This window comes from Paraburkholderia sp., assembly GCF_047605525.1.
Classification (GTDB): domain Bacteria; phylum Pseudomonadota; class Gammaproteobacteria; order Burkholderiales; family Burkholderiaceae; genus Paraburkholderia.
The window spans coordinates 89,294-108,421 of the sequence record NZ_JASGFN010000015.1; the positions used below are offsets into that span (position 1 = coordinate 89,294).

The 19,128-nt window shown below is 64.9% G+C and carries 17 protein-coding genes; 12 read left to right on the forward strand and 5 right to left on the reverse strand.

Features of this window, described 5'->3' with window-relative positions:
- Positions 1-30 precede the first annotated feature (30 nt).
- The 12 genes from QM685_RS21760 to QM685_RS21815 all read left to right on the forward strand — a co-directional run bounded on the left by QM685_RS21760 (position 31) and on the right by QM685_RS21815 (position 13,883).
- Positions 31-1,125, forward strand: a complete 1,095-nt coding sequence (locus QM685_RS21760; protein WP_415119188.1) for an ABC transporter substrate-binding protein — start codon at positions 31-33, stop codon at positions 1,123-1,125.
- A 16-nt stretch (positions 1,126-1,141) separates the two neighbouring features.
- Complete coding sequence (locus QM685_RS21765) at positions 1,142-1,975, forward strand: ABC transporter permease (RefSeq protein WP_415119190.1); 834 nt, start codon at positions 1,142-1,144, stop codon at positions 1,973-1,975.
- Positions 1,972-2,823, forward strand: a complete 852-nt coding sequence (locus QM685_RS21770) for an ABC transporter permease (RefSeq protein ID WP_415119192.1) — start codon at positions 1,972-1,974, stop codon at positions 2,821-2,823. The genes QM685_RS21765 and QM685_RS21770 overlap by 4 nt, the downstream gene beginning before the upstream one ends.
- Before the next feature lie 17 nt (positions 2,824-2,840).
- On the forward strand, positions 2,841-4,430 hold the full coding sequence (locus tag QM685_RS21775) for a phytoene desaturase family protein (RefSeq protein WP_415119194.1): 1,590 nt from the start codon (positions 2,841-2,843) through the stop codon (positions 4,428-4,430).
- Between the two features lie 31 nt (positions 4,431-4,461).
- Positions 4,462-5,544 (forward strand): ABC transporter ATP-binding protein, encoded by a 1,083-nt coding sequence (locus tag QM685_RS21780; RefSeq protein ID WP_415119196.1) that lies wholly within the window; start codon positions 4,462-4,464, stop codon positions 5,542-5,544.
- 63 nt (positions 5,545-5,607) lie between these two features.
- Positions 5,608-7,248 carry a class I adenylate-forming enzyme family protein gene (locus tag QM685_RS21785; protein WP_415119198.1) on the forward strand — a complete coding sequence of 547 codons (1,641 nt, stop codon included), beginning with the start codon at positions 5,608-5,610 and terminating at the stop codon, positions 7,246-7,248.
- Positions 7,249-7,272: 24 nt separating this feature from the next.
- Positions 7,273-8,124 (forward strand): amidohydrolase family protein, encoded by an 852-nt coding sequence (locus QM685_RS21790; protein ID WP_415119200.1) that lies wholly within the window; start codon positions 7,273-7,275, stop codon positions 8,122-8,124.
- A 210-nt stretch (positions 8,125-8,334) separates the two neighbouring features.
- On the forward strand, positions 8,335-9,669 hold the full coding sequence (locus QM685_RS21795; RefSeq protein ID WP_415119202.1) for an LLM class flavin-dependent oxidoreductase: 1,335 nt from the start codon (positions 8,335-8,337) through the stop codon (positions 9,667-9,669).
- Positions 9,670-9,680: 11 nt separating this feature from the next.
- Positions 9,681-10,184: a flavin reductase family protein gene (locus tag QM685_RS21800; RefSeq protein WP_415119204.1), complete on the forward strand. Its 504-nt coding sequence runs from the start codon at positions 9,681-9,683 to the stop codon at positions 10,182-10,184.
- A 117-nt stretch (positions 10,185-10,301) separates the two neighbouring features.
- A complete protein-coding gene (locus QM685_RS21805) occupies positions 10,302-11,591 on the forward strand; it encodes an MFS transporter (RefSeq protein ID WP_415119206.1) in 1,290 nt (429 codons plus the stop codon).
- A gap of 66 nt (positions 11,592-11,657) precedes the next feature.
- Positions 11,658-12,923, forward strand: coding sequence for an NAD(P)/FAD-dependent oxidoreductase (locus tag QM685_RS21810; protein WP_415119208.1), 1,266 nt, complete (start codon positions 11,658-11,660; stop codon positions 12,921-12,923).
- Positions 12,924-12,965: 42 nt separating this feature from the next.
- Positions 12,966-13,883 (forward strand): LysR substrate-binding domain-containing protein, encoded by a 918-nt coding sequence (locus QM685_RS21815; RefSeq protein WP_415119210.1) that lies wholly within the window; start codon positions 12,966-12,968, stop codon positions 13,881-13,883.
- Positions 13,884-14,012: 129 nt separating this feature from the next.
- Here QM685_RS21815 and QM685_RS21820 read toward each other — a convergent pair whose 3' ends face one another.
- The 5 genes from QM685_RS21820 to QM685_RS21840 form a co-directional block, all read right to left on the reverse strand.
- Positions 14,013-15,101: a fatty acid desaturase gene (locus tag QM685_RS21820; RefSeq protein WP_415119420.1), complete on the reverse strand. Its 1,089-nt coding sequence runs from the start codon at positions 15,099-15,101 to the stop codon at positions 14,013-14,015.
- 132 nt (positions 15,102-15,233) lie between these two features.
- Complete coding sequence (locus tag QM685_RS21825; RefSeq protein ID WP_415119212.1) at positions 15,234-16,034, reverse strand: CDP-diacylglycerol diphosphatase; 801 nt, start codon at positions 16,032-16,034, stop codon at positions 15,234-15,236.
- Between the two features lie 61 nt (positions 16,035-16,095).
- The gene (iaaH, locus tag QM685_RS21830; protein ID WP_415119214.1) at positions 16,096-17,550 is read right to left on the reverse strand and encodes an indoleacetamide hydrolase; all 1,455 of its coding nucleotides are present in this window, start codon (positions 17,548-17,550) and stop codon (positions 16,096-16,098) included.
- 348 nt (positions 17,551-17,898) lie between these two features.
- A complete protein-coding gene (locus QM685_RS21835) occupies positions 17,899-18,114 on the reverse strand; it encodes a transcriptional regulator (protein ID WP_415119216.1) in 216 nt (71 codons plus the stop codon).
- 297 nt (positions 18,115-18,411) lie between these two features.
- Positions 18,412-19,089 carry an NADPH-dependent FMN reductase gene (locus QM685_RS21840; RefSeq protein ID WP_415119218.1) on the reverse strand — a complete coding sequence of 226 codons (678 nt, stop codon included), beginning with the start codon at positions 19,087-19,089 and terminating at the stop codon, positions 18,412-18,414.
- Positions 19,090-19,128 lie beyond the last annotated feature (39 nt).

A 19,128-nucleotide genomic window follows, 5' to 3' on the forward strand; every position in this document is an offset into this window, starting at 1 on the left:
GCACTGCTCCGACCACACAAGGAGACCAGCATGAAAGCACAAGTCCCTCAGCGTCCCGCGGCCGATGTCGGGGCCGACGGCGTTTCTTCATCACGCTCACGGCGCGTCTTCCTTCAGCAGGCGGGGGCGCTTGCCGGGGTTGCGCTACTGGGGGCGCCCGCGATCGTCCGCGCCCAGTCGAAAAGTATTGCGGTGACATGCTGGGGCGGCGCGTACGAAACGGCCGTGCGCACCGCATTTGCGGAGCCGTTCACGAAAGAGACGGGCATTGCGGTGAGTCTCGTCAACAACGCCGACCTCGCGCGCATGAAGGTGCAGGTCGAATCGAAGAACGTGTCGTGGGACGTATTCGACAGCATCGGGCCGCAGATCGTCGCGGGCTCGCGGCAGGGTCTGTGGGAAAAGCTGGATCCGGCGATCGTCAGGACGGATGGGCTCATCACTAAAACGGCGGCGGATTTTGTCGGCACGTATTCATACGCGGGCGGTATCGGCTACGACCCCAAGCGCAACGGCGGCAAGCATCCGGACACGTACGCGGAGTTCTGGGACGTCAAGGCGTTTCCAGGACGCCGCGGCTTACGCCCGCGCGCAAGCGAAAACCTCGAAATGGCCCTGCTCGCCGACGGCGTGGCGCCGGACAAGCTCTATCCGCTCGACATCGAGCGAGCCTTCAAGGCGATGGATCGCATCAAGCCTTCGGTGCGCAAGTGGATCGAGACGACACCCGAGACGGTGACGCTGATCGCCAGCAACGAACTCGATTTCACCTATACGTACCTGAGCCGGGTGCTGCCGGCACAGCGCGCGGGCATGTCGATTCAGATGTCGATGAAGCAGACGCTCAACAGCCTCGAGTATCTCGCGGTGCCGAAGTACGGCAAGAACACGAAGGCAGCGATGCAGTACGTGGCGTTCTGCCTGCGCCCGGACCGGCAGGCGGCGTTCTGCGAGATGGTCGAGTTCGCGCCCAACGCCGCGCAGGCGATGCCGCTCGTCTCCGCGGCCGCGAAGGCGCGCATGCCCGACATGCACGATCCGAACAGCATCGTCATCGACGATCAATGGTGGGGCGATCACTACGACGCGTTGCAGACCCGCTTCACGACCTGGATGCTGAGCTGATCCGCCGGAGCGCGCGATGAGTTACACGCTGAATCTGAAAGCCGTGGTTCTTATGCTGCTGCCGCTCTATGGCCTGCTCGCGGTGTTCTTCCTGTGGCCGCTCGGTATCGTCGGCTGGTCGAGCGTCTACGAGCACGGGCTGACCTTGCGCGGTTATGAGCAGGTGCTCGGCAACGCGCTGATTCATCGTGTGCTCGGCAATACGCTGACCATCAGCGTGCTCGCCACTGCGACGAGCCTCGTGTTGGGCTATATCGTCGCGCTGCATCTTGCCCGTCTTCCCGCGTCGCGGCGCACGCCGTATCTCGTGATGGTGATGCTGCCTTTCTGGACCAGCATTCTCGTCAAGAGCTATGCATTCACGGTCGTGCTCGGCAGCGCGGGTATCGTCGCGCGGCTGGCCGGCTGGATCAGCGGGCAGACATGGCATCCCGATCTGCTCTTCAACCGCACGAGCGTCGTGATCGGCATGACCAATTATCTGCTGCCCTTCATGGTGCTGCCCATTCTCACGAGCCTTACCGCACAGAATCGCAACCTGAAATCCGCCGCGGAAATCATGGGGGCGGGCCCGTGGACCATCTTCTCGCGCATCACGCTGCCGCTCTCGATGCCCGGGGTGGTCTCGGGCGTGCTGATGTGCGTCACGCTGTCCATGGGTATGTACATCACGCCCGCGCTGCTTGGGGGCCCGCGCGACATGATGCTCGCCAATCTCGTCGACTTTTACACCCGCCAGACACTCGACTGGACCCTCGCCGCATCGATCGCGATGGTGCTGCTCGTTCTCTCCGGCGCGCTCATCGCGATGCTCGGCCGTATCCAGCGAGGCAAGGAGTCGTTCGCATGATGGACACCGCCACGCGCGCAGGCGCCGAACTCGTCGTACCCGCAGCGAAACGCCGCGACTGGCGCGTTGCATGGCGTGTGCTCGGCTCGATCGGCGGCTGGTGCGGCTACCTGTTCCTGTTGCTGCCGAGCCTCGTGATCGTGCCGGTGTCGTTCGGCGGCGGCAGTGAATTGCAGTTTCCGCCGAAGACGTTCTCGCTCGCGCTCTTTTATCAGTTCTTTAACGACCCCGCATGGTGGGGCGCGCTCCTCACGAGTGTGATGGTCGCGCTGCTCGCCTCGGCAATTTCGGTGACCGTGGGCCTGCCGGGTGCCTACGCGCTCGCGCGTGGCCGCTTTCCGGGCCGCCGCGTGCTGGAAACCTTCGCGATTACGCCGATGCTGATCCCCGTCGTCGTGCTGGGTCTCGGCATCTACCGGCAGTTTTCCACGCTCGCGCTCGTCAACACCGTGTGGGGCATTGCACTCGCGCATTCGGTGCTGGTCGTGCCGTTCGTGGTGATCGCGGTGGGCTCCGGACTGAAGCACGCGGACCCGGCGCTCGAAGCGGTCGCGTTGCTGATGGGCGCAAGCCGCGTGCGCATCTTCTTCCAGGTGGTGCTGCCGCAGATCCGCGCATCGGTGGCGGTGAGCGTGCTGTTCGCGTTCCTGCTTTCGTTCGACGAAGTGGTGGTCGCGTACTTCATCTCCGGACCGCAGTCGACGACCTTGCCGGTCAAGATGTACAGCGCGATCCGCTGGGAAGTGTCGCCGGTGCTCGCGGCCGTGTCGACGCTGCTTACCCTGGTTTCGCTCGTCGTGTGCGTCGGCATCATGGCCTTGCAACGACGCGACGCGCACGCCGAATGACTCTTTTACGAACCATCATGGCGAACAGATACGACGCGGTGATCATCGGTGCGGGCCACAACGGACTTGTGTGCGGCGCGTATCTCGCGCGCAAGGGCTTCAAGGTCTGTCTGCTGGAGCGGCGCGAGCTGGCGGGCGGCGCGGCCGTGAGCGAGGCGGTGTGGCCGGGCTATCGCGTGTCGGTGGCGTCCTACACGATGGCGCTGCTGCAGCCGCGCATCATCGAGGAACTGGAGCTCGCCAGATACGGCTACGAGATCGTCGTGCCGCCGCCGATGCTGCACCTCTATGGCGATGGCCGCAGCCTTGTCTTTCGCGCGGAAGACGAACGCCTGAGCGCCGATATCGCGCGTTTCAGCGAGAAGGATGCCGAGGCTTACGGCAGGTATCGCGCGTACATGACGCGGCTTGGCAAGATAGTCGCGGAGATGCTGTGGGAAATCCCGCCCGATCCCGCCGACGGCACGCTCGCCGCGAGAAGCCGTCTGCTCGGCTTCGCCTGGCGCTTTCGCGACATGGGCGAGCAGTTCTACGATCTCTACGACGTCCTCACGCTGAGCGCGCGCGACTTCCTCGCGCACTGGTTCGAATCCGACGAGATGATTACGGCGATGGGCTTCTATTCGTCGTGCGGCGGCGCGGCCACGAGCATCGGTTCGCCGGGCTCGGCCTATGTGCTGCTGCGCGGGTTCATCCGCGACCATACGACGAGCGCCGGTCCCGCCGGCCTCGTGCGCGGCGGCATGGGCACGATTTCCGAGGCGATCGCCGCATCAGGTGCAGCGTATGGCATGGAGGTGCGCTGCAACGCACCGGTCGCGGCGGTGGAAGTGAAGGGCGGCCGCGCCACGGGCGTGCGTCTCGCGTCGGGAGAAGTCATCGAGGCCGGATGCGTGATATCGAACGTCGCGACCAGGGTGCTGTTCCAGCAGCTCGTGGACGCGCGGCACGTGCCGTCCGAGTTTCTGTCGCGCGTCGCGCAGATTCGCGACCGTTCGACCGCCTTCAAGATCAATCTCGCGCTTAGCCGCCTGCCGACCTTCAGCGACTTCGATCCCGAGGCTGCGGGCTTTGCTTATCCGGCGCAGGTGCGCATCGCGCCGTCGGTCGATTATCTCGAACGCGCGTGGGATGCGGCGAAGTACGGTGAGATCTCGCCGCGGCCACCGCTCGTCGTGCTCAGTCCGAGCGCGGTCGACCCGAGCGTCGCGCCAACGGGCAAGCATCTGATGAGCATCTTCGGCCAGCACGCACCGTATGCATTGCGCGAGGGCACGTGGGACACGCAGCGCGAGCGCCTCTACGAGATCGTGCTCGGCACGCTTTCGGGCTGTGCGCCTGATATCCGCGATTGCATCGATGACGCTCAGGTGCTGTCGCCCGTCGATCTCGAGCGCATCTTCGCATTGCCGGGCGGCCACGTGCATCACGGCGAACTGAGCGCCGACCAGATCTTTTTCCGCCGGCCGGTACGCGGCGCGGCGGACTATCGCACCCCGATCAGGGGGCTTTATCAGTGCGGCGCGTCCGTCCATCCCGGCGGCGGCGTGACGGGCGTGCCGGGCCACAACGCAGCGCAGGTCGTGATGCGAAGCGAGCGGCACTGAGCGGCAATTTCATTGGGACCCGATGATGAACATGATCGAACTGAAGCAGGTCTCGCGGCGCTACGGCGACGTTCAGGCGCTCGCTCCGCTCGACTTCAGCGTGCGGCAGGGCGAGTTCGTCACGCTGCTCGGGCCGAGCGGCTCGGGCAAGACGACGCTGCTCAATCTCATCGCCGGCATGGTGCCGCCCTCGTCCGGGCAGATATTCGTGCGCGGCGTGGACATCACGCATGCGCCACCGAGCGCGCGCGGACTCGGCATGGTGTTCCAGAACTATGCGCTGATGCCTCACATGACGGTATTCGACAACATCGCGTTCCCGCTGCGCGTGCGCAAGCTGGGCAAGGATGAAATCCGCCGCCGCGTGACGAACGTGCTCGACATGGTGCGCCTGCCGAATATCGCCGGGCGCAAGCCCCGGGAACTGTCGGGTGGACAGCAGCAACGCGTGTCGCTCGCGCGCTGCATCGTCTATAACCCGGCGCTCATTCTGCTCGACGAGCCGCTGGGCGCGCTCGACAAAAAGCTACGCGAGCAGATGCAGCTCGAAATTCGTCGCCTGCATGCGCAGCTCGGTATCACGATGCTCAATGTCACGCATGATCAGGAGGAAGCGCTTTCGATGTCGGACCGCGTCGTGCTGATGAACGAAGGGCGCGTCGAGCAGATCGCCACGCCCGACGAACTCTACCGTGCGCCGCGGACCGCGTTCGCCGCGAGCTTCATCGGCACGGCCAATCTGATTGCCGGCACGGTGGAGGAGAGCGGGGGCGAGCACATCGTCGTATCGACGGCGCTCGGCGTGTTGCGCGCCGCGAGCGCGTCGTGCCCGGTACCGCGAGGTGCGGTCGTCAACCTGCTGGTGCGCCCGGAAAGCGTGCGCATGACGCCCGCGCATGATTCGGCCGGCGCCGGCGACCGCACCTGCCATGCGGGCACGCTGGAGGATTCGATCACGCTCGGCAGCGTGGTGCGTCATCACGTGCGCCTGCCGGGCGATATGCAGATCGTCGTTCAGCAGCAGGGCGGAACGCGCGCCACGGCACCTGCGCCGGGCGCGCGCGTCATGCTCGACTGGGCGCCGGAGGATTGTCAGGTCATCTTGCAGGACTAGCGTCAGCGCGCGCCTCGCGGCGCTCGGCGTTGCGAGGTCTGGAAAAAATGTCTGGAGAACACGATGAGAACACCGGCGCCGACCGTGGTGGACGAACTCGCCCGTCGAAAACGTCAGGAGCAGCTTGCGTTGCCCGAATCGCTCGGGCAGTTCGTGCGTGAGCAGGCCGCGCTCCATGGCGAAAAGACGGCCGCTGTCTGGTTCGAGCGCGGCATCAGCATGACATACGCGGAAATCGATTGCGCCGCTTCGCAGCTCGCCGACGCGCTGGTGAAGCGAGGCGTTCGCAAGGGCTGCCACGTCGCGCTGATGCTGAAGAACGCGCCGGAGTTTCCGATCACGTGGATCGCGCTCGGGCGCATCGGCGCGGTGATGGTGCCGGTCAATACCGCGTACACGCGGGACGAGATGACGTTCGTGCTCACCGACGCGGACGCGCAATATCTCGTGATCGACGCTGAATTCGTGCCGCGCCTCGCCGATCTGCCGAGCCTGCCCCCCCTGCTCGCGTGGGAACGGGTGATCGTGAGCGGTGAGACGGAGCATCCGCTGCAATGGCAGTCGCTGCTTGCCTCGGGCCGCGCGGACTTCACGGCGCCGTCGCATGTTTCGCGCGACGATCTGTTGAATCTGCAATACACGTCGGGTACTACCGGTTTTCCGAAGGGCTGCATGCTGAGCCACGACTACTGGATGATCCATTGCCACAGTGCGGCACGGCATCGCCGGGGACCGGATGCGGGCATCGAAAACGTCCTGATCTGGGCGCCGTTCTTCTATATGGACCCGATGTGGCAGTTCCTGATGACGCTCAAGCTCGGCGGCACCGCGTACATCGCGGAGCGCATGAGTCTCACGCGCTTCATGTCGTGGCTCATCGACTATCGCATCCACTACTGCATCTTTCCTGAACCCGCATTGAGCCAGCATCCGCGCGGCCCGCGCGACGCCGATGTGTGCCTGAAGTACATCAGCATCTATGGCTGGACCCGGCCGGCTCGCGAGGAAGTGCAGGCGCGCTTCAATGTGATCGCGCGCGAAGGCTTCGGCATGACCGAGATCGGTACCGGCGCGCTCGTGCCCGCCTGGGCGTGCGGGAAGGCGCTGGAGCGCACATGCGGCCTGCCCGCGCCGTTTCGTGAATTGCAGATCCGGCGTGAGGACGGCGCCATTGCGGATCTCGAGGAAGTGGGGGAGCTGTGGATTCGCGGGCGCGGGATTCTGTGGGGCTACTACAAGCGCCCGGAGGCGAATGCCGAGAGTTTCGACGGCGAATGGTTTCGCACTGGCGACCTGTTCCGGCGCGATGCCGACGGCTTCTACTACATCGTCGGCCGAATCAAGGAAATGATCCGGCGCGCGGGCGAGAACGTATCGGCGACCGAGGTGGAGACCGTGCTGCGTAGCATGGACGCGATCGACGAGGCCGCCGTCGTGCCCGTGCCGGATCCGCTGCGCCGCGAGGAAGTGAAGGCCTATCTGAAACTGCGCGAAGGTCTCACGCATGCCGACGTGACGCCCGCGGCCGTCTTCGAGCATTGCGCGCGGCATCTCGCGCCATTCAAGGTGCCGCGCTATCTGCAATACATCGAGGAAGATTTTCCGCGCACGCCTTCGCGCAAGATCGCGAAAAAGCGGCTGATCGCGGAGGCTGCCGATCCTTTCGCGAATACCTACGACCGCCAGGAGTCGCGCTGGCGCTGATGCGCGTACACGGAGGAGTCGCTCATGTTTCTGGACTTTTCAAGCCGGCCGCCTTCGTTGCAATTCGACGGGCCAACCGATCATCTGTCGAACTACCGCCGCGTGTACGAGGGAACGGAACGCCAGGTCGCCAATTCCGTCGATGGCGATCCGCTGGAAAACTATCTTGAAACTTACGAACGTCTGGGAGCGTGCCACGTCGTACTGAAGGCGCGCGATCTGACGAGTACTTTCGGCGTGAAAATATCGAACGAGAATGTGGCCGCGTTTTGCCGAACGCACGGCCATCGATACATCGGCTTTGCGGGCGTCGATCCGCACAAGGGAGCAGCCGCGGTCGCCGAGTTTGAAACGGCCGTGCGCGAACTCGGTCTGCGCGGTCTCAATGTGCAGGGCTTCGAGCACAGGTTGCCGATCGACCACCCGCTGCTGTTTCCGCTCTATGAGAAATGCGTCGAACTGGACGTGCCCGTCAACATCCACTGCGGTACGAACTTTTCGACACAAACTTCGATGATGTACGGCCATCCGGCAGCCCTCGATCGCGTGATGATGGCGCTGCCGGCGCTTCGCGTATGCGCGTCGCCGCCGGGCTGGCCTTGGGTGCAGGAGCTTCTCGCGGTGGCCTGGCGTCATCCGAACGTGTGGATCGGCACGGTGGCCATGCGGCCGAAGCTCCTCGCGACCGCGCATTCCGGATATGAGCCGCTATTGCAATACGGCAGAACGGTGCTGAAAAAACGCATGATCTTTGGTTCCGCATTTCCGATGATGCCGGTGGAAAAGGCGTTGCGCGAGTTCGACGCGCTGGACATGCCCGATCATGTTCGTGAGGACTGGCGCTGCAATAACGCAATCGCTTATCTGGGTCTCTGAGCACAAATAGTCATCGAGTCTCGATCATGGGGCTTACAGGGCTCGCTCTTCGCCACCCGCAAAACCGGCGCAAGGACCCCTATCCACTTTCCGAATAGCCGACCAATTTTGACAGTATTGAGTCAGTCGTTTTCGCGCCTCACCATACCTTTCATGACGCTGCTCTGTAATGGAGCGGTGAGATGAATGCAAGGAATTGGAGACGTCGGAATGACAAAGGACGGAAAACTGAGACTCGGCCTCTCGATGCGGTACCTGGGCTACCACGTCGCCGCATGGCGGCATCCGTCGGTGCCCGCGGACGGCGCACTCAGTTTCGAGCACTTCCTGAACACGGCGCGCAAGGCGGAAGCAGCCCATTTCGACATGATCTTTTTCGCGGATGGACTGGGCATCCGCGCCCATGACAACCCGAAAGGTTCGCTGGCGAAGGACATGCGCAATGCGGAACTGGAACCGCTGACGCTGCTCGCCGCGCTCGCGGCCACGACCCGAAACATCGGACTCGTGGCGACGGCATCGACCACCTATAACGAGCCTTTCCACATCGCGCGCAAGTACGCATCGATCGATCACATCAGCGGAGGACGCGCGGGCTGGAATGTCGTCACGTCCTGGTCGGACGAGGAAGCGCAGAACTTCAATCGCAGCGAGAACCTCGCTTACGCGGATCGTTATGAGCGCGCCGATGAGTTCGTCGATGTCGTTCGCTCGCTCTGGAATAGCTGGGAAGACGATGCGTTCGTCCGGGACAAGGCGTCCGGCCTCTTCTACGACGAAGCCAAACTGCACACGCCGAACCACAAGGGCAGGCACTTTCAGGTGCGCGGTCCGCTGAACTCGGCCCGCACGCCACAGGGACAGCCCGTCATCGTGCAGGCGGGCGCGTCGGAGGCCGGGCGTCGGCTCGCGGCGCGCTGCGCCGACGTCGTCTACAGCAACGCGCACGATCTCAGGAGCGCGCAGAACTATTACGCCGACCTGAAAGGCCGGCTCGCCGCCCACGGCCGTCGGCCGGACGAGCTGCTCATCATGCCGGGCATCGTTCCGTTCGTTGCCGCCACGCGGCAGGAGGCTCAGAGGAAGTACGAGGAACTTCAGGCGCTGATTCATCCGATGAGCGCGCTGGCGGCGCTCTACGACCAGCTCGGCGATCTGTCGGGCTATCCGCTGGATGGTCCCGTGCCCGACCTGAGCGAGACGAACCCGAAGAACATCGGCAGCATCGCAAACAATCTGGTCGAGCTCGCGCACGCCGAGAATCTCTCCATCCGTCAACTGGGCCAGCGCGTCGCGTCGACTTTCGGTGTGCGCCTGCTGATCGGCACGGCGGCGGATATCGCCGACGAGATGGAGGAGTGGTTCCGGAAAGACGCCGCCGACGGCTTCAACATCTGCCCGCCGATCCTGCCCGCGGGCATGGACGACATGAGCGACTTCGTCGTGCCCGAACTCAGGCGGCGCGGCCTCTTCCGCTCGCGCTACGAAGGCGCCACGCTGCGCGCCAATCTCGGTCTCGCGCCGAATGTCTTCAAACGGAACTGAGGCACGCCATCATGCAGCCAGCAGCAGATACGGACCGCACGTTTCAGGATGCCATGTCGCTCTTCGCGGCGGGCGTGACGGCCATCACCACGATGCGCGACGGTCGGCCCATCGGCCTGATCGCGACCTCGGTATGCAGCCTGTCGTCCGATCCGCCGTCGATCGTCGTATGCGTGAACAAAAGCGCCTCCGCGCATGACGCGATCGTCGCGCACGGCAAGTTCGCGGTGAATCTGCTCTCGGTCGATCAGAGCGATGTCGTCGACCGGTTCCGCGAGGCAAAAGGTCAGGCGCGCTTCGAAGCCGGTCAGTGGACGACGCTCGAGACCGGCGCGCCCGTGCTCGCCGATGCCGCCGTCGTGCTGGACTGTACGCTCGAAAAATGCCATGACGGCTTCACGCATTCCATTTTTGTCGGCGTTATTGAACGAATATCGTGTTCCCGGAGCGTGGACACCTCGTGTCTGCTCTGGCACGCGCGCGGCTACGCCCGCAGCATGCCGCTTTGTGCCTAGATTTCGCTTTACGTTCGTCCCGCACTACCTCGTCGATCGAACCGTGACGCGCAATCGCGCGTTCGTGCAATGGCATCCGGCGGCCAGGCCGACCGGCCAAGACTGCGAAGGAAAAACATGCTGAACAAAGCCGGCACCCTTGACGCCTCCGTCGAAGATAAATCCGCGCCGAACCGCGTGCGGGATGTCGTCGCCGCGAACTTCGGCACCTTCTTCGAATGGTTCGATCTGCTGGTATACGCGATGTTCGCGCTCACCGTGTCGAAGCTGTTCTTTCCGACCGGCGACGAGCAATCCGCGCTGCTGCTGAGCTTGCTGACCTTCGCGAGCTCGTTCGTCATCCGTCCGGTCGGCGCGATCGTGCTGGGCATCGTTGCGGACAAGCGCGGACGGCGCTTCGCGCTCAGCCTCGCGGCCCTGCTGATGCTGCTCGGCACCGCGGCCATCGCCGTCGTGCCGACCTACGACCGCATCGGTGTTCTGGCGCCCGTGATCCTCGTCGCCGGACGTCTGCTGCAAGGCTTTTCGGCGGGCGGGGAATTCGGCGCCGCCAATTCGTTTCTGACCGAACAGGACAAGCGCCGCATGGCCTTCTTCGGCAGCCTGCAGTTTTCCGCGTCGGGGCTCGCGGTGCTGGCGTCGTCGCTGTTCGCTTACGGCGTCAATCACTATCTGACGGCCGAACAGATCAACGCCTGGGGCTGGCGCCTGCCGTTCGTATTCGGCTGCCTGATCGGGCCGATCGGCCTGTATATCCGCCGCAAGGTGAGCGAGACCACGGCGTTCGAACAAGCGCGGGAGGTCACGCATTCCCCGCTGCGCGAAACCGCGCAGTCGCACAAGTCGGCGGTGCTGATCGGCGCGATCATCGCCGCCGCGGGTGGGTCGGCGAGCTTCATCAACATCTACATGCCGACGTTCGCGATCAACAATCTCGGCGTCGGCAAGGATGCGGCCTTCGCGTCGTCCATCCTCAGCGGCCTCGTGTGCGTGCTGTTTCCGATGCTCGGCGGCATCACGGCGGATCGCTTCGGCACGGTGAAGGTGATGCGTGCCGCGCTCGTCTGCGGCATGGCGCTGATCCTGCCGCTGTTCTACATGCTCACGCACGCGCCGGGTCCGGTGACGCTGGTCGCCTTCCAGTGCATTCTCTCGCTGGTGTTCTACAGCTTCTACTACTCGCCGCTCGGCTCGCTGCTGTCGCAACTGTTCCCGGCCAGTTGCCGCACGACCGGCGTGTCGCTCGCCTATGTCATCGCGATGACGCTGTTCGGCGGCCTGACTCCGGTCGTCACGGGACTTCTGGTCAAGTCGACCGGCAGCATCATGTCGCCCGCCTGGTACCTGATCGTCATCTCGTCGCTGGCGCTCGTCGGCCTGCGTGCGAGCAGGCGGCGCGTCGCCTGATCGAATCGGGTTGAATCGGGACCGATCGAGCGTGACCGAACTTGCCCGTAATCTGGAGACCTTTAGTTGAAACCGGAAATCCCCACGCAAGTGTCCGTCGCCATCGTCGGCGGCGGAATCATCGGTGTGAGTTGCGCGCTCGCGCTGGCCCGCAAGGGTATCGACGTCGCGGTATTCGAGAAGGGAACGGTGGCCGGAGAGCAATCGTCGCGCAACTGGGGCTGGATTCGCAGCGTCGGCCGCGACGTCAAGGAATTGCCCCTGTCGATACTGGCCAACGATATCTGGAAAGACATCCAGTCGAAAGTCGACGTCGGTTATCGCACGACGGGTCTCGCGTATCTGGCCGCATCCGAGAGCGAGATGGCCGGTCATCAGAAGTGGCTGGATGCGGCGCGCGCGACGGGCGTCCGGGCGAAACTCGTGGGCAGGCCGGAACTGCCGAAGCTGATTCCGCCATCGAAGCGCCAGTGGGCAGGTGCGTTGTACGGCGAGGCCGATGGCGTCGCCGAGCCGCTCGCGGCCACGCGCGGCATCGCCGAACTGGCCGTCGCCAGCGGGGCGCGGATCGTCGAAGGCTGCGCCGTGCGCGGGCTGGATGTATCGGCGGGACGCGTTTCGGGCGTCGTGACCGAGCACGGACTCGTGAAATGCGCGGACGTGGTACTGGCGGGCGGAGCGTGGTCGCGCCTCTTTTGCGGCAATCACGCGATCGAATTTCCGCAACTCAAGGTGCATGCATCGGTATTGCAGACCGCGCCCCTCGACGCCGGACTGGACGTAACGATCAACGGCGGCGATTTCACCTGCCGCAAGCGCAGCGACGGCGGCTATACGGTTTCGAAGCTCGGTGCGTCGGTCGCCGACCTCACGCCCGACAGCATCCGGCTCAGCACGAAGTTCATGCGGGCCTGGCTCAACGAGCGCAAATACCTGAAGCTCCGCGTCGGCCGCCGCTTCTTCGACGAGCTGATGATTCCTCGCCGCTTCGGACTCGACCGTCCGACGCCGTTCGAAGCATGCCGGATGCTCGACCCCGCGGCCGATCCCGGCATGCTGAACGACGCGCTCGAGCGGCTGAAAACGGTCTTTCCGAGCTTCGCGAGCGCATCGATCGTGCGTTCGTGGGCCGGCATGATCGACGTGACGCCCGATGCGCTGCCGGTCATTTCGAAGGTCAGGGCGTTGACCGGCTTCCATCTCGGATCGGGCTTCTCGGGACATGGCTTCGGCATCGGGCCGGCCGCGGGACAAGTGCTCGCGGACCTGGTGACGGGCGATCGTCCGCGCGTCGATCTGGCCGACTTTACCCTCGAACGCTTTTTCTCTTAGGATGGGGGCTTCCTCGCGCCCGGCGATGCCGCCGTCACGTTCATGAACATCCGGCAACTCGAAGCATTCCAGACCACGATGAAGGTCGGCACGATGATCGGCGCCGCCGATCTGCTCGGCGTGTCGCAACCGTCGGTGAGCCGGCTCATCAACGAACTGGAGCGCGCGCTAGGCGTCACGCTGTTCGATCGCGCGAACGGCAGGCTCGTGCCGACGCCCGAAGCCCGCATGATTCACGAGCAGGTCGAGCAGACGATCCGCTCCTACGAGCGCATCGCCGAACTCGCCGCCGATGTGCGCAAACTGCGCGTCGGAAGCATCTCGATCGCGTGCATGCCCGCGCTCGGCATCACCTTCATGCCCGCCGTGATCGCGCGTTTTCGCGAAGCGCATCCGGAGGTCGATATTTCGCTCGACGTGCAGATGTCCTCGAAGATCGAGGACTGGATCGCGGCGCAGCAGATAGATTTCGGGCTCGCCGAACTACCCGCCGTCCCGAGCGAACTGGCCGTCGACGAGTTCTGCAATGTGCCGTACTACGCGGTGATGAAGAAGCAACACGAACTGTCGGCGAAGGCCGTGCTGTCGCCGCAGGACTTCGATGGCCGGGCGTTCATCTCCATGACCGGACACTATCAGCCGCGCGGACACGTCGACCGTTTCTTCGAAAGTCACGATGTGAGCCGCATCACGCGCATCGACACATCGCTTTCGCATTCCACCTGCGAAATGGCGGCGCTCGATCTGGGCATCGGCTTTGTCGATCCGTTCAGCGTGCATGCCTATCTCGATCGCGTCGATGTGCGGCCGGTCGATCCGTGCATCCGTTTTCGCGTCGCGCTGATGTACCCGAAGCATCGTCCGCTGTCCAGGGTCGGACGGACCTTCGTGTCCTTCATGAAGGAGTTCAGGGACGAATGGATCGCCGAAGTCGCCGCACGATGCGGGCTGACAGGCTGACCACGCTGTCCTCGGGAAGCGTCGACTTTTGTGCCCGGCTCAGATGGACCGTCTCGCCGTCGGCCTGGCCTGAGCGTGTTCTTCTGATTTTTCGAGACTCGCAAACAGGTAGAGCCGCGATCATGGAGCTCATAGGGCTTGCTCCGCGGCCTGGTGTTCCGCGGGAGTGGATAGCTGAGCTTCATGGAGTTCTCCCCGACGGACAACTACCATAAAATTTACCCGCAACTTACCCGCGAAACCGGCGGAAGCAGGCGGATTTCTTCGGCCTGCGTCGGACCCGCCAAGCGCCACCGGATGCGCCACCGCGGCGAATCCATATCTCCTGACCCATTCGCCATAACCCCTGACCAGAAAACCCCCGGAGCGCTCGACATACTGCTGGCGGGACGCCTGATAGACCCCCCGAAGCGCAAACCACGGCACCTGCGGCAGATCGTGATGCACCGCATGATAGTTGTTGTTCAGAAACAGCAACCGCCACAACCATCCCGCTTCATTGATAACGGTGCGATGCGCGTGCTCCCGCGCGACACGATGCTCGTGAAACGAACGCACCGACGCGAGCGATAGCGAGCCATACCCCGCGCCGACGATAAACACCCAGGCCGGTATCCCGCACACCCGCTGCAGCCACGCGGTCAGCGCCGTCAATGCGGCAAGATGCGCGAGCCATGCCGGCACGTCGCGCCAGTCACCGTCGCCGATTTTGCCGAGCGCCTGCGCGCCGGTAGCGGCAATCGAAAACGCCGGCCCGACCAGCATGCGCCCCGTCAACGTATTGCGAAAAACGAGCAGCGCGCGCATTGCCGTCCCCGCGCGCCGCCACTCGTCGGCACTGACGAAATAACTCTCGGGATCGTGGCCCGGCTGCGTCAGACGCGCATCGTCGTGATGCCGAAGATGGGACTCGCGATAGATCCGATAAGGAAACCACACCGCAAGCGGCGCAAAACCGAGCAATGCATTGACGAATCGCGAGCGCGTCGGATGACCGTGCAACAGTTCGTGTTGCAACGACATGTACCACGTGCCGAGCACGGCGAGCAGCAGCGCCGTCACTGGCAGACCGAGTACGCGCGCATGGGTCGCGACACCAGCCCAGCCGCCATAGATCGCGACGATCAGCGTCCATGTCGGCCATTGCGTGCGCCACGTCCAGCTCGTCGCGAGACGGGCGATGTCGTTGCGCTGGGTATCGTCGAGATAGATCGCCATCGTGGAATCGGTCGTGATGCGGGTCGAGACCCGCAGGGCCAGACCGATCGTACGGGGCAACGCCGCGCGCCCGAACCATTTTGTTCGGCAATGCATCTGCGCAATCGTGGATAGCGTGCGCGCGGCCCACGCTCAGTGGTCGTCCGCCACGCGGCACGCGTGATCGAGCAGCCCTTCGGCCGTGCCGGTGCCGCCGTCCGCGTCGAGGTCGCTGTTGACGATCAGCCAGCCGTCCGTGCCGGCTGACGGTCCCGCGCCCGTCACGAGAATGGTTTGCAAGGCCATCGTCGCCGGCTCGGGATTGTCCCGGGCGACGATCCGGAACGGGTTGTCGGGGCCCGTCAGCGACGTCACGCGCATGATCCGGTAGCGCTTGCCGTCGATCGTGTCCCACCGCCATGCGCCGGGCGCGTCGTGCGCGTGGTTCGCCAGCGCGACGCTGACGTTGCGTTGCATGCAGTCGATATGAATATGCAACTGGTTCTGCGAGCGGCGATATTCCGAGTTGATCTCGATACCGAGCTGGTCGTCGGGCAGTTCGCGCTTGACCGCCTGCTCAACGTAACGACGCGAATCCCATGCGTCGCTCCAATAGTCCTTCGCATCGGACGCAAGGATCAGCGGACTTTCGATGCCGCTGATCCGGTCGGTCGGCATCAGCAGATATTGCGAGCGGCCGAAAATGTCCTTGAGAATCACATAGCGCCTGTCGAGATCGACGACCGTGCATTGGCCCGGCGTGCCGGTGGCCTGCTGCGACGGCACGCAGCGTATGTCGACGATCTTCCATAGCGCGTTGGAATCGACGGTCGCGAGCTGCGCGCAGGCGGTGGCGGCAAGGGCGACCGCGAGCGTGGCGCTCAGGCGGGAGATGTGATGCAGGAAGCGGCGTGGAAGGTGGCGTTGCGTGCGGGCGGTGGCGGCTGTCGTCATCGTCGTTTGAATGAGTGTTGTGGAGCGTGCATCGAGGTTGCCGGCACTTGACGTGCCGACCTCAAAGCACGGGCGCCGGCGGTGCGCCGAGCACCTGCTCGAACGCGACGCCGATGGCGAGCAGCCGCCGGTCCGAGCCGAGCGGGCCGTCCAGTTCGAGCCCGACCGGCAGACCGCTCGCGCTCATGCCGGCCGGCAGCGAGAGCCCCGGAATGCCGGACGTGCTGGCCGGATCGGTATTGCGCAGGAACGCTTCCATCGTATCGACGGGCGGGCTGCCGTCGATCGTCACCGTCGACGAGCCGTTCAGATCGTCGATCGGCACCGCGGCGAGCCGCGTGGTCGGAAACAGCAGCGCGTCGAGACGAGCGTCGGCGAAGGTCGCGGCAATATAGCGTTGCAGGCGCGGGCGCCAGTAATTGAGCGCCGATGCGTAGTGCGGGCCGAGCACGTCGGCGAGCACTTCGTCATAGATCGCGCGCACGTCCGGGCTCGCGATGCGCGCGGCAAGCTCCGCGACGGTTTGCACCGGCGCGCGGTTCGCGACGAGCCACGCGAGCACGTCGTCGCGCGCCTCGTGAATGGCGATCGGACCGCCGACCATCCCGTTCAGATACGCCAGATCGTCCATCGCGACCGGCACGAACGTGACGCCTGCCGCTTCGAGTTTTTTCACCGCGGCGCGCGCGACGTCCTCGACCTGCCGCTCGAGTCCGTCCCATAGCGGCGCCGGCAGGCCGATGCGCAAAGCGTCGGGCGCGAGCGCGGGCAGTGCGCCCGCGCCGCTGATCACGCCGTCGAGCAGCGCCAGATCGGCGACGCCGCGCGCCATCGGGCCGACCGTATCGCGCGTGTGGCTGATCGGCACGACGGCGTCGGGATCGTGATAGCGCCGCTCGGCGCCGCCGTTGCCGACCGACGGACGCAGGCCCGCGGTGCCGGTCAGCGCGGCGGGAATGCGGGTCGAGCCGCCGGTGTCGGTGCCGAGTCCGGCGGGCACGATGCGCGCGGCGATCGCGACGGCCGTGCCGCCCGACGAGCCGCCCGGCATCAACGATGGATCGTAGGGATTGCGCACCGGCCCCGCATGCGCGGCGAAGTTCGTGCTCGTGATGCCGAACGCGAGTTCGTGCATATTGGCCTTGCCGAGCACGATCGCGCCCGCGTCGACGAGGCGTTGCACCGACGGCGCGTTCGCCGCCGGCACGAAGCCTTCGAGCGCGGGCGTGCCCGCCGAGGTCGGCAAGCCGGCGGTGTTGATGTTGTCCTTGACGACGATCGGCAGGCCGGCCAGCGGCAGGCGCGCCCGCGTTGCCGCGGGCAATGCGTCGATGCGCTGCGCGGCCGCGAGCGCGCCGTCGAGATCGAGGATGGTGAGCGCATTGAGATGCGAGAGCGCGGCGGCGCGCGCAAGCAGAGTCGCCACGTAGTCGGCGGCTTTGAGGCGGCCCGACTGCAGCGCTTCGACCGCTTGCGTCGCGGTCAGCGCGAGTTGTGCGTCGACGGTCCAGGTCATGGCCGGCGTCTCCGTATCGATGGATGTATTGCCGGCGGCGCCGGGCGGACGGTCGTGCGGGATGGGTTCCGCGCGGCGCGGCGCGGGCGCGCGCAGGTACGCGGCCTGCCTTCGCGCGAATGCGAAGCGGGGCGGGTGCGAGTTCCGCGGAGAAGGTGCGGGAGTTCCAGCGGCATCCGTAGAGGTGGCGAACAGGTCACGCGCGCAGAAAGCGAACACAACGGTTCAGCTATTCTGGCACAACCGCCTGAACGCGGATGCCGGGCGCTGCGCGACAGCGGCGGCGCGGATGTGGCGGGTGGACGTCACCCGTGCGCGTCGCAGCCGTCCCGGCCGTTGCCGGCGCGCTTACTGGTGGTTATCGATCCACATGCGTCCCCAGTCGGATGCATAGGCGAGCGCGTGCTCTTCGTCGAAGAAGTAATCGAGCGCATCGAACGAATACGCTTTGCGATTATCGGCGTTGCTTTCCTCGATGGTCAGATTCGCGGCGAATAGTCCATTAGGCAGTGGTTGTGTAACCGCTTCGACCTCGTAGCCCTTGTAGCGGATGTGTGAGTTCATGATCTTGACTTGTCAGTGTACCCGCATGCTTTGTGCGGAAAACCAGTGCGCCTGCCGCCGCCCCGTCACGCCGGACGTTCGTGAAGCGGCGAGTAAGGGCAAGCGTAGGGCGCGCTGCGCAGCGGGTGAACCAATCTTTCGTCGTATGCAAATCAGCGCGGCGCGGGCGTGCTATCCAGAAGCCCGGATCGGATCAAAATCGCTGTGTTCGATCACACTATTCGCGGCGTGGCGAGGTGTCTGTTATGTGGCGCACGGTTCGCGCGTAGCCTGGAGGCACCGGGCTTCGCGCGGAGCTTAGACCGCCTGTAGCACGCGCGTGGCGTGGGCGTCGATGGAAGATGCGTGCGCGGCCGGTTGCGTCAGCGTAGCCGCCGGGTCCGGCGCCCGATGCGTATTGAACGCCAGCGCGAATTGCGCGGCCTGCTGGCCGACCGTCGCGAGTTGTTCGACGACCTTCGGATCGGAGCAGCTATCGGCCGTTTCGAAACGCGTTTCCAGCGTATTGATACCCGCGCCGAACGGCGTCGGCCAGCCGCGCAACGCATGCACGATCGAGCGCAGCGATGTCAGCACGGAACCCGCCGCTTGCCAGCCATAGGCGGTGACGATGCAGCCGACCGCGCGGCCGTCCAGATACGGACGCCCGTCGGCGCGCAGGTCCTCGAGCGTGTCGAGCGCGTTCTTGACGAGGCCCGATACGCCACCGTGATAGCCAGGGGTCGCGACGATCAGCGCATCCGCGTGACGCACGGCCTCGATCAGTTCGAGCTGTGCGTCGGTGCGCGACGGCTGTTCCGGCGCGTAGTGCGGCAGGCTCTGCAAAAAGGCGCCGCCAAACAGGCGGGTATGGGCGCCGGCGGCTTCGGCGCCGCGCAGCGCAAAGGCGAGCGCGCGCTCGGTCGACGAGGCCGCGCGCGTCGTGCCGCCAATGCCGATGATGAGCGGCCGGCGCGAATGACTGGATCTGTTCAACGAAATGCTCCTTCGATAGCGGCTCATGATGCGGGCCGT

What these genes read in the sequence shown, in the direction of transcription:
- QM685_RS21835 (WP_415119216.1), bottom strand. Translation starts at nt 18,114, where the DNA reads ATGAACTCACACATCCGCTACAAGGGCTACGAGGTCGAAGCGGTTACA.
- QM685_RS21785 (WP_415119198.1), top strand. Translation starts at nt 5,608, where the DNA reads ATGAGAACACCGGCGCCGACCGTGGTGGACGAACTCGCCCGTCGAAAA.
- QM685_RS21805 (WP_415119206.1), top strand. Translation starts at nt 10,302, where the DNA reads ATGCTGAACAAAGCCGGCACCCTTGACGCCTCCGTCGAAGATAAATCC.
- QM685_RS21770 (WP_415119192.1), top strand. Translation starts at nt 1,972, where the DNA reads ATGATGGACACCGCCACGCGCGCAGGCGCCGAACTCGTCGTACCCGCA.
- QM685_RS21790 (WP_415119200.1), top strand. Translation starts at nt 7,273, where the DNA reads ATGTTTCTGGACTTTTCAAGCCGGCCGCCTTCGTTGCAATTCGACGGG.
- QM685_RS21815 (WP_415119210.1), top strand. Translation starts at nt 12,966, where the DNA reads ATGAACATCCGGCAACTCGAAGCATTCCAGACCACGATGAAGGTCGGC.
- QM685_RS21775 (WP_415119194.1), top strand. Translation starts at nt 2,841, where the DNA reads ATGGCGAACAGATACGACGCGGTGATCATCGGTGCGGGCCACAACGGA.
- QM685_RS21760 (WP_415119188.1), top strand. Translation starts at nt 31, where the DNA reads ATGAAAGCACAAGTCCCTCAGCGTCCCGCGGCCGATGTCGGGGCCGAC.
- QM685_RS21780 (WP_415119196.1), top strand. Translation starts at nt 4,462, where the DNA reads ATGATCGAACTGAAGCAGGTCTCGCGGCGCTACGGCGACGTTCAGGCG.
- QM685_RS21800 (WP_415119204.1), top strand. Translation starts at nt 9,681, where the DNA reads ATGCAGCCAGCAGCAGATACGGACCGCACGTTTCAGGATGCCATGTCG.
- QM685_RS21825 (WP_415119212.1), bottom strand. Translation starts at nt 16,034, where the DNA reads ATGACGACAGCCGCCACCGCCCGCACGCAACGCCACCTTCCACGCCGC.
- QM685_RS21795 (WP_415119202.1), top strand. Translation starts at nt 8,335, where the DNA reads ATGACAAAGGACGGAAAACTGAGACTCGGCCTCTCGATGCGGTACCTG.
- iaaH (WP_415119214.1), bottom strand. Translation starts at nt 17,550, where the DNA reads ATGACCTGGACCGTCGACGCACAACTCGCGCTGACCGCGACGCAAGCG.
- QM685_RS21820 (WP_415119420.1), bottom strand. Translation starts at nt 15,101, where the DNA reads ATGGCGATCTATCTCGACGATACCCAGCGCAACGACATCGCCCGTCTC.
- QM685_RS21765 (WP_415119190.1), top strand. Translation starts at nt 1,142, where the DNA reads ATGAGTTACACGCTGAATCTGAAAGCCGTGGTTCTTATGCTGCTGCCG.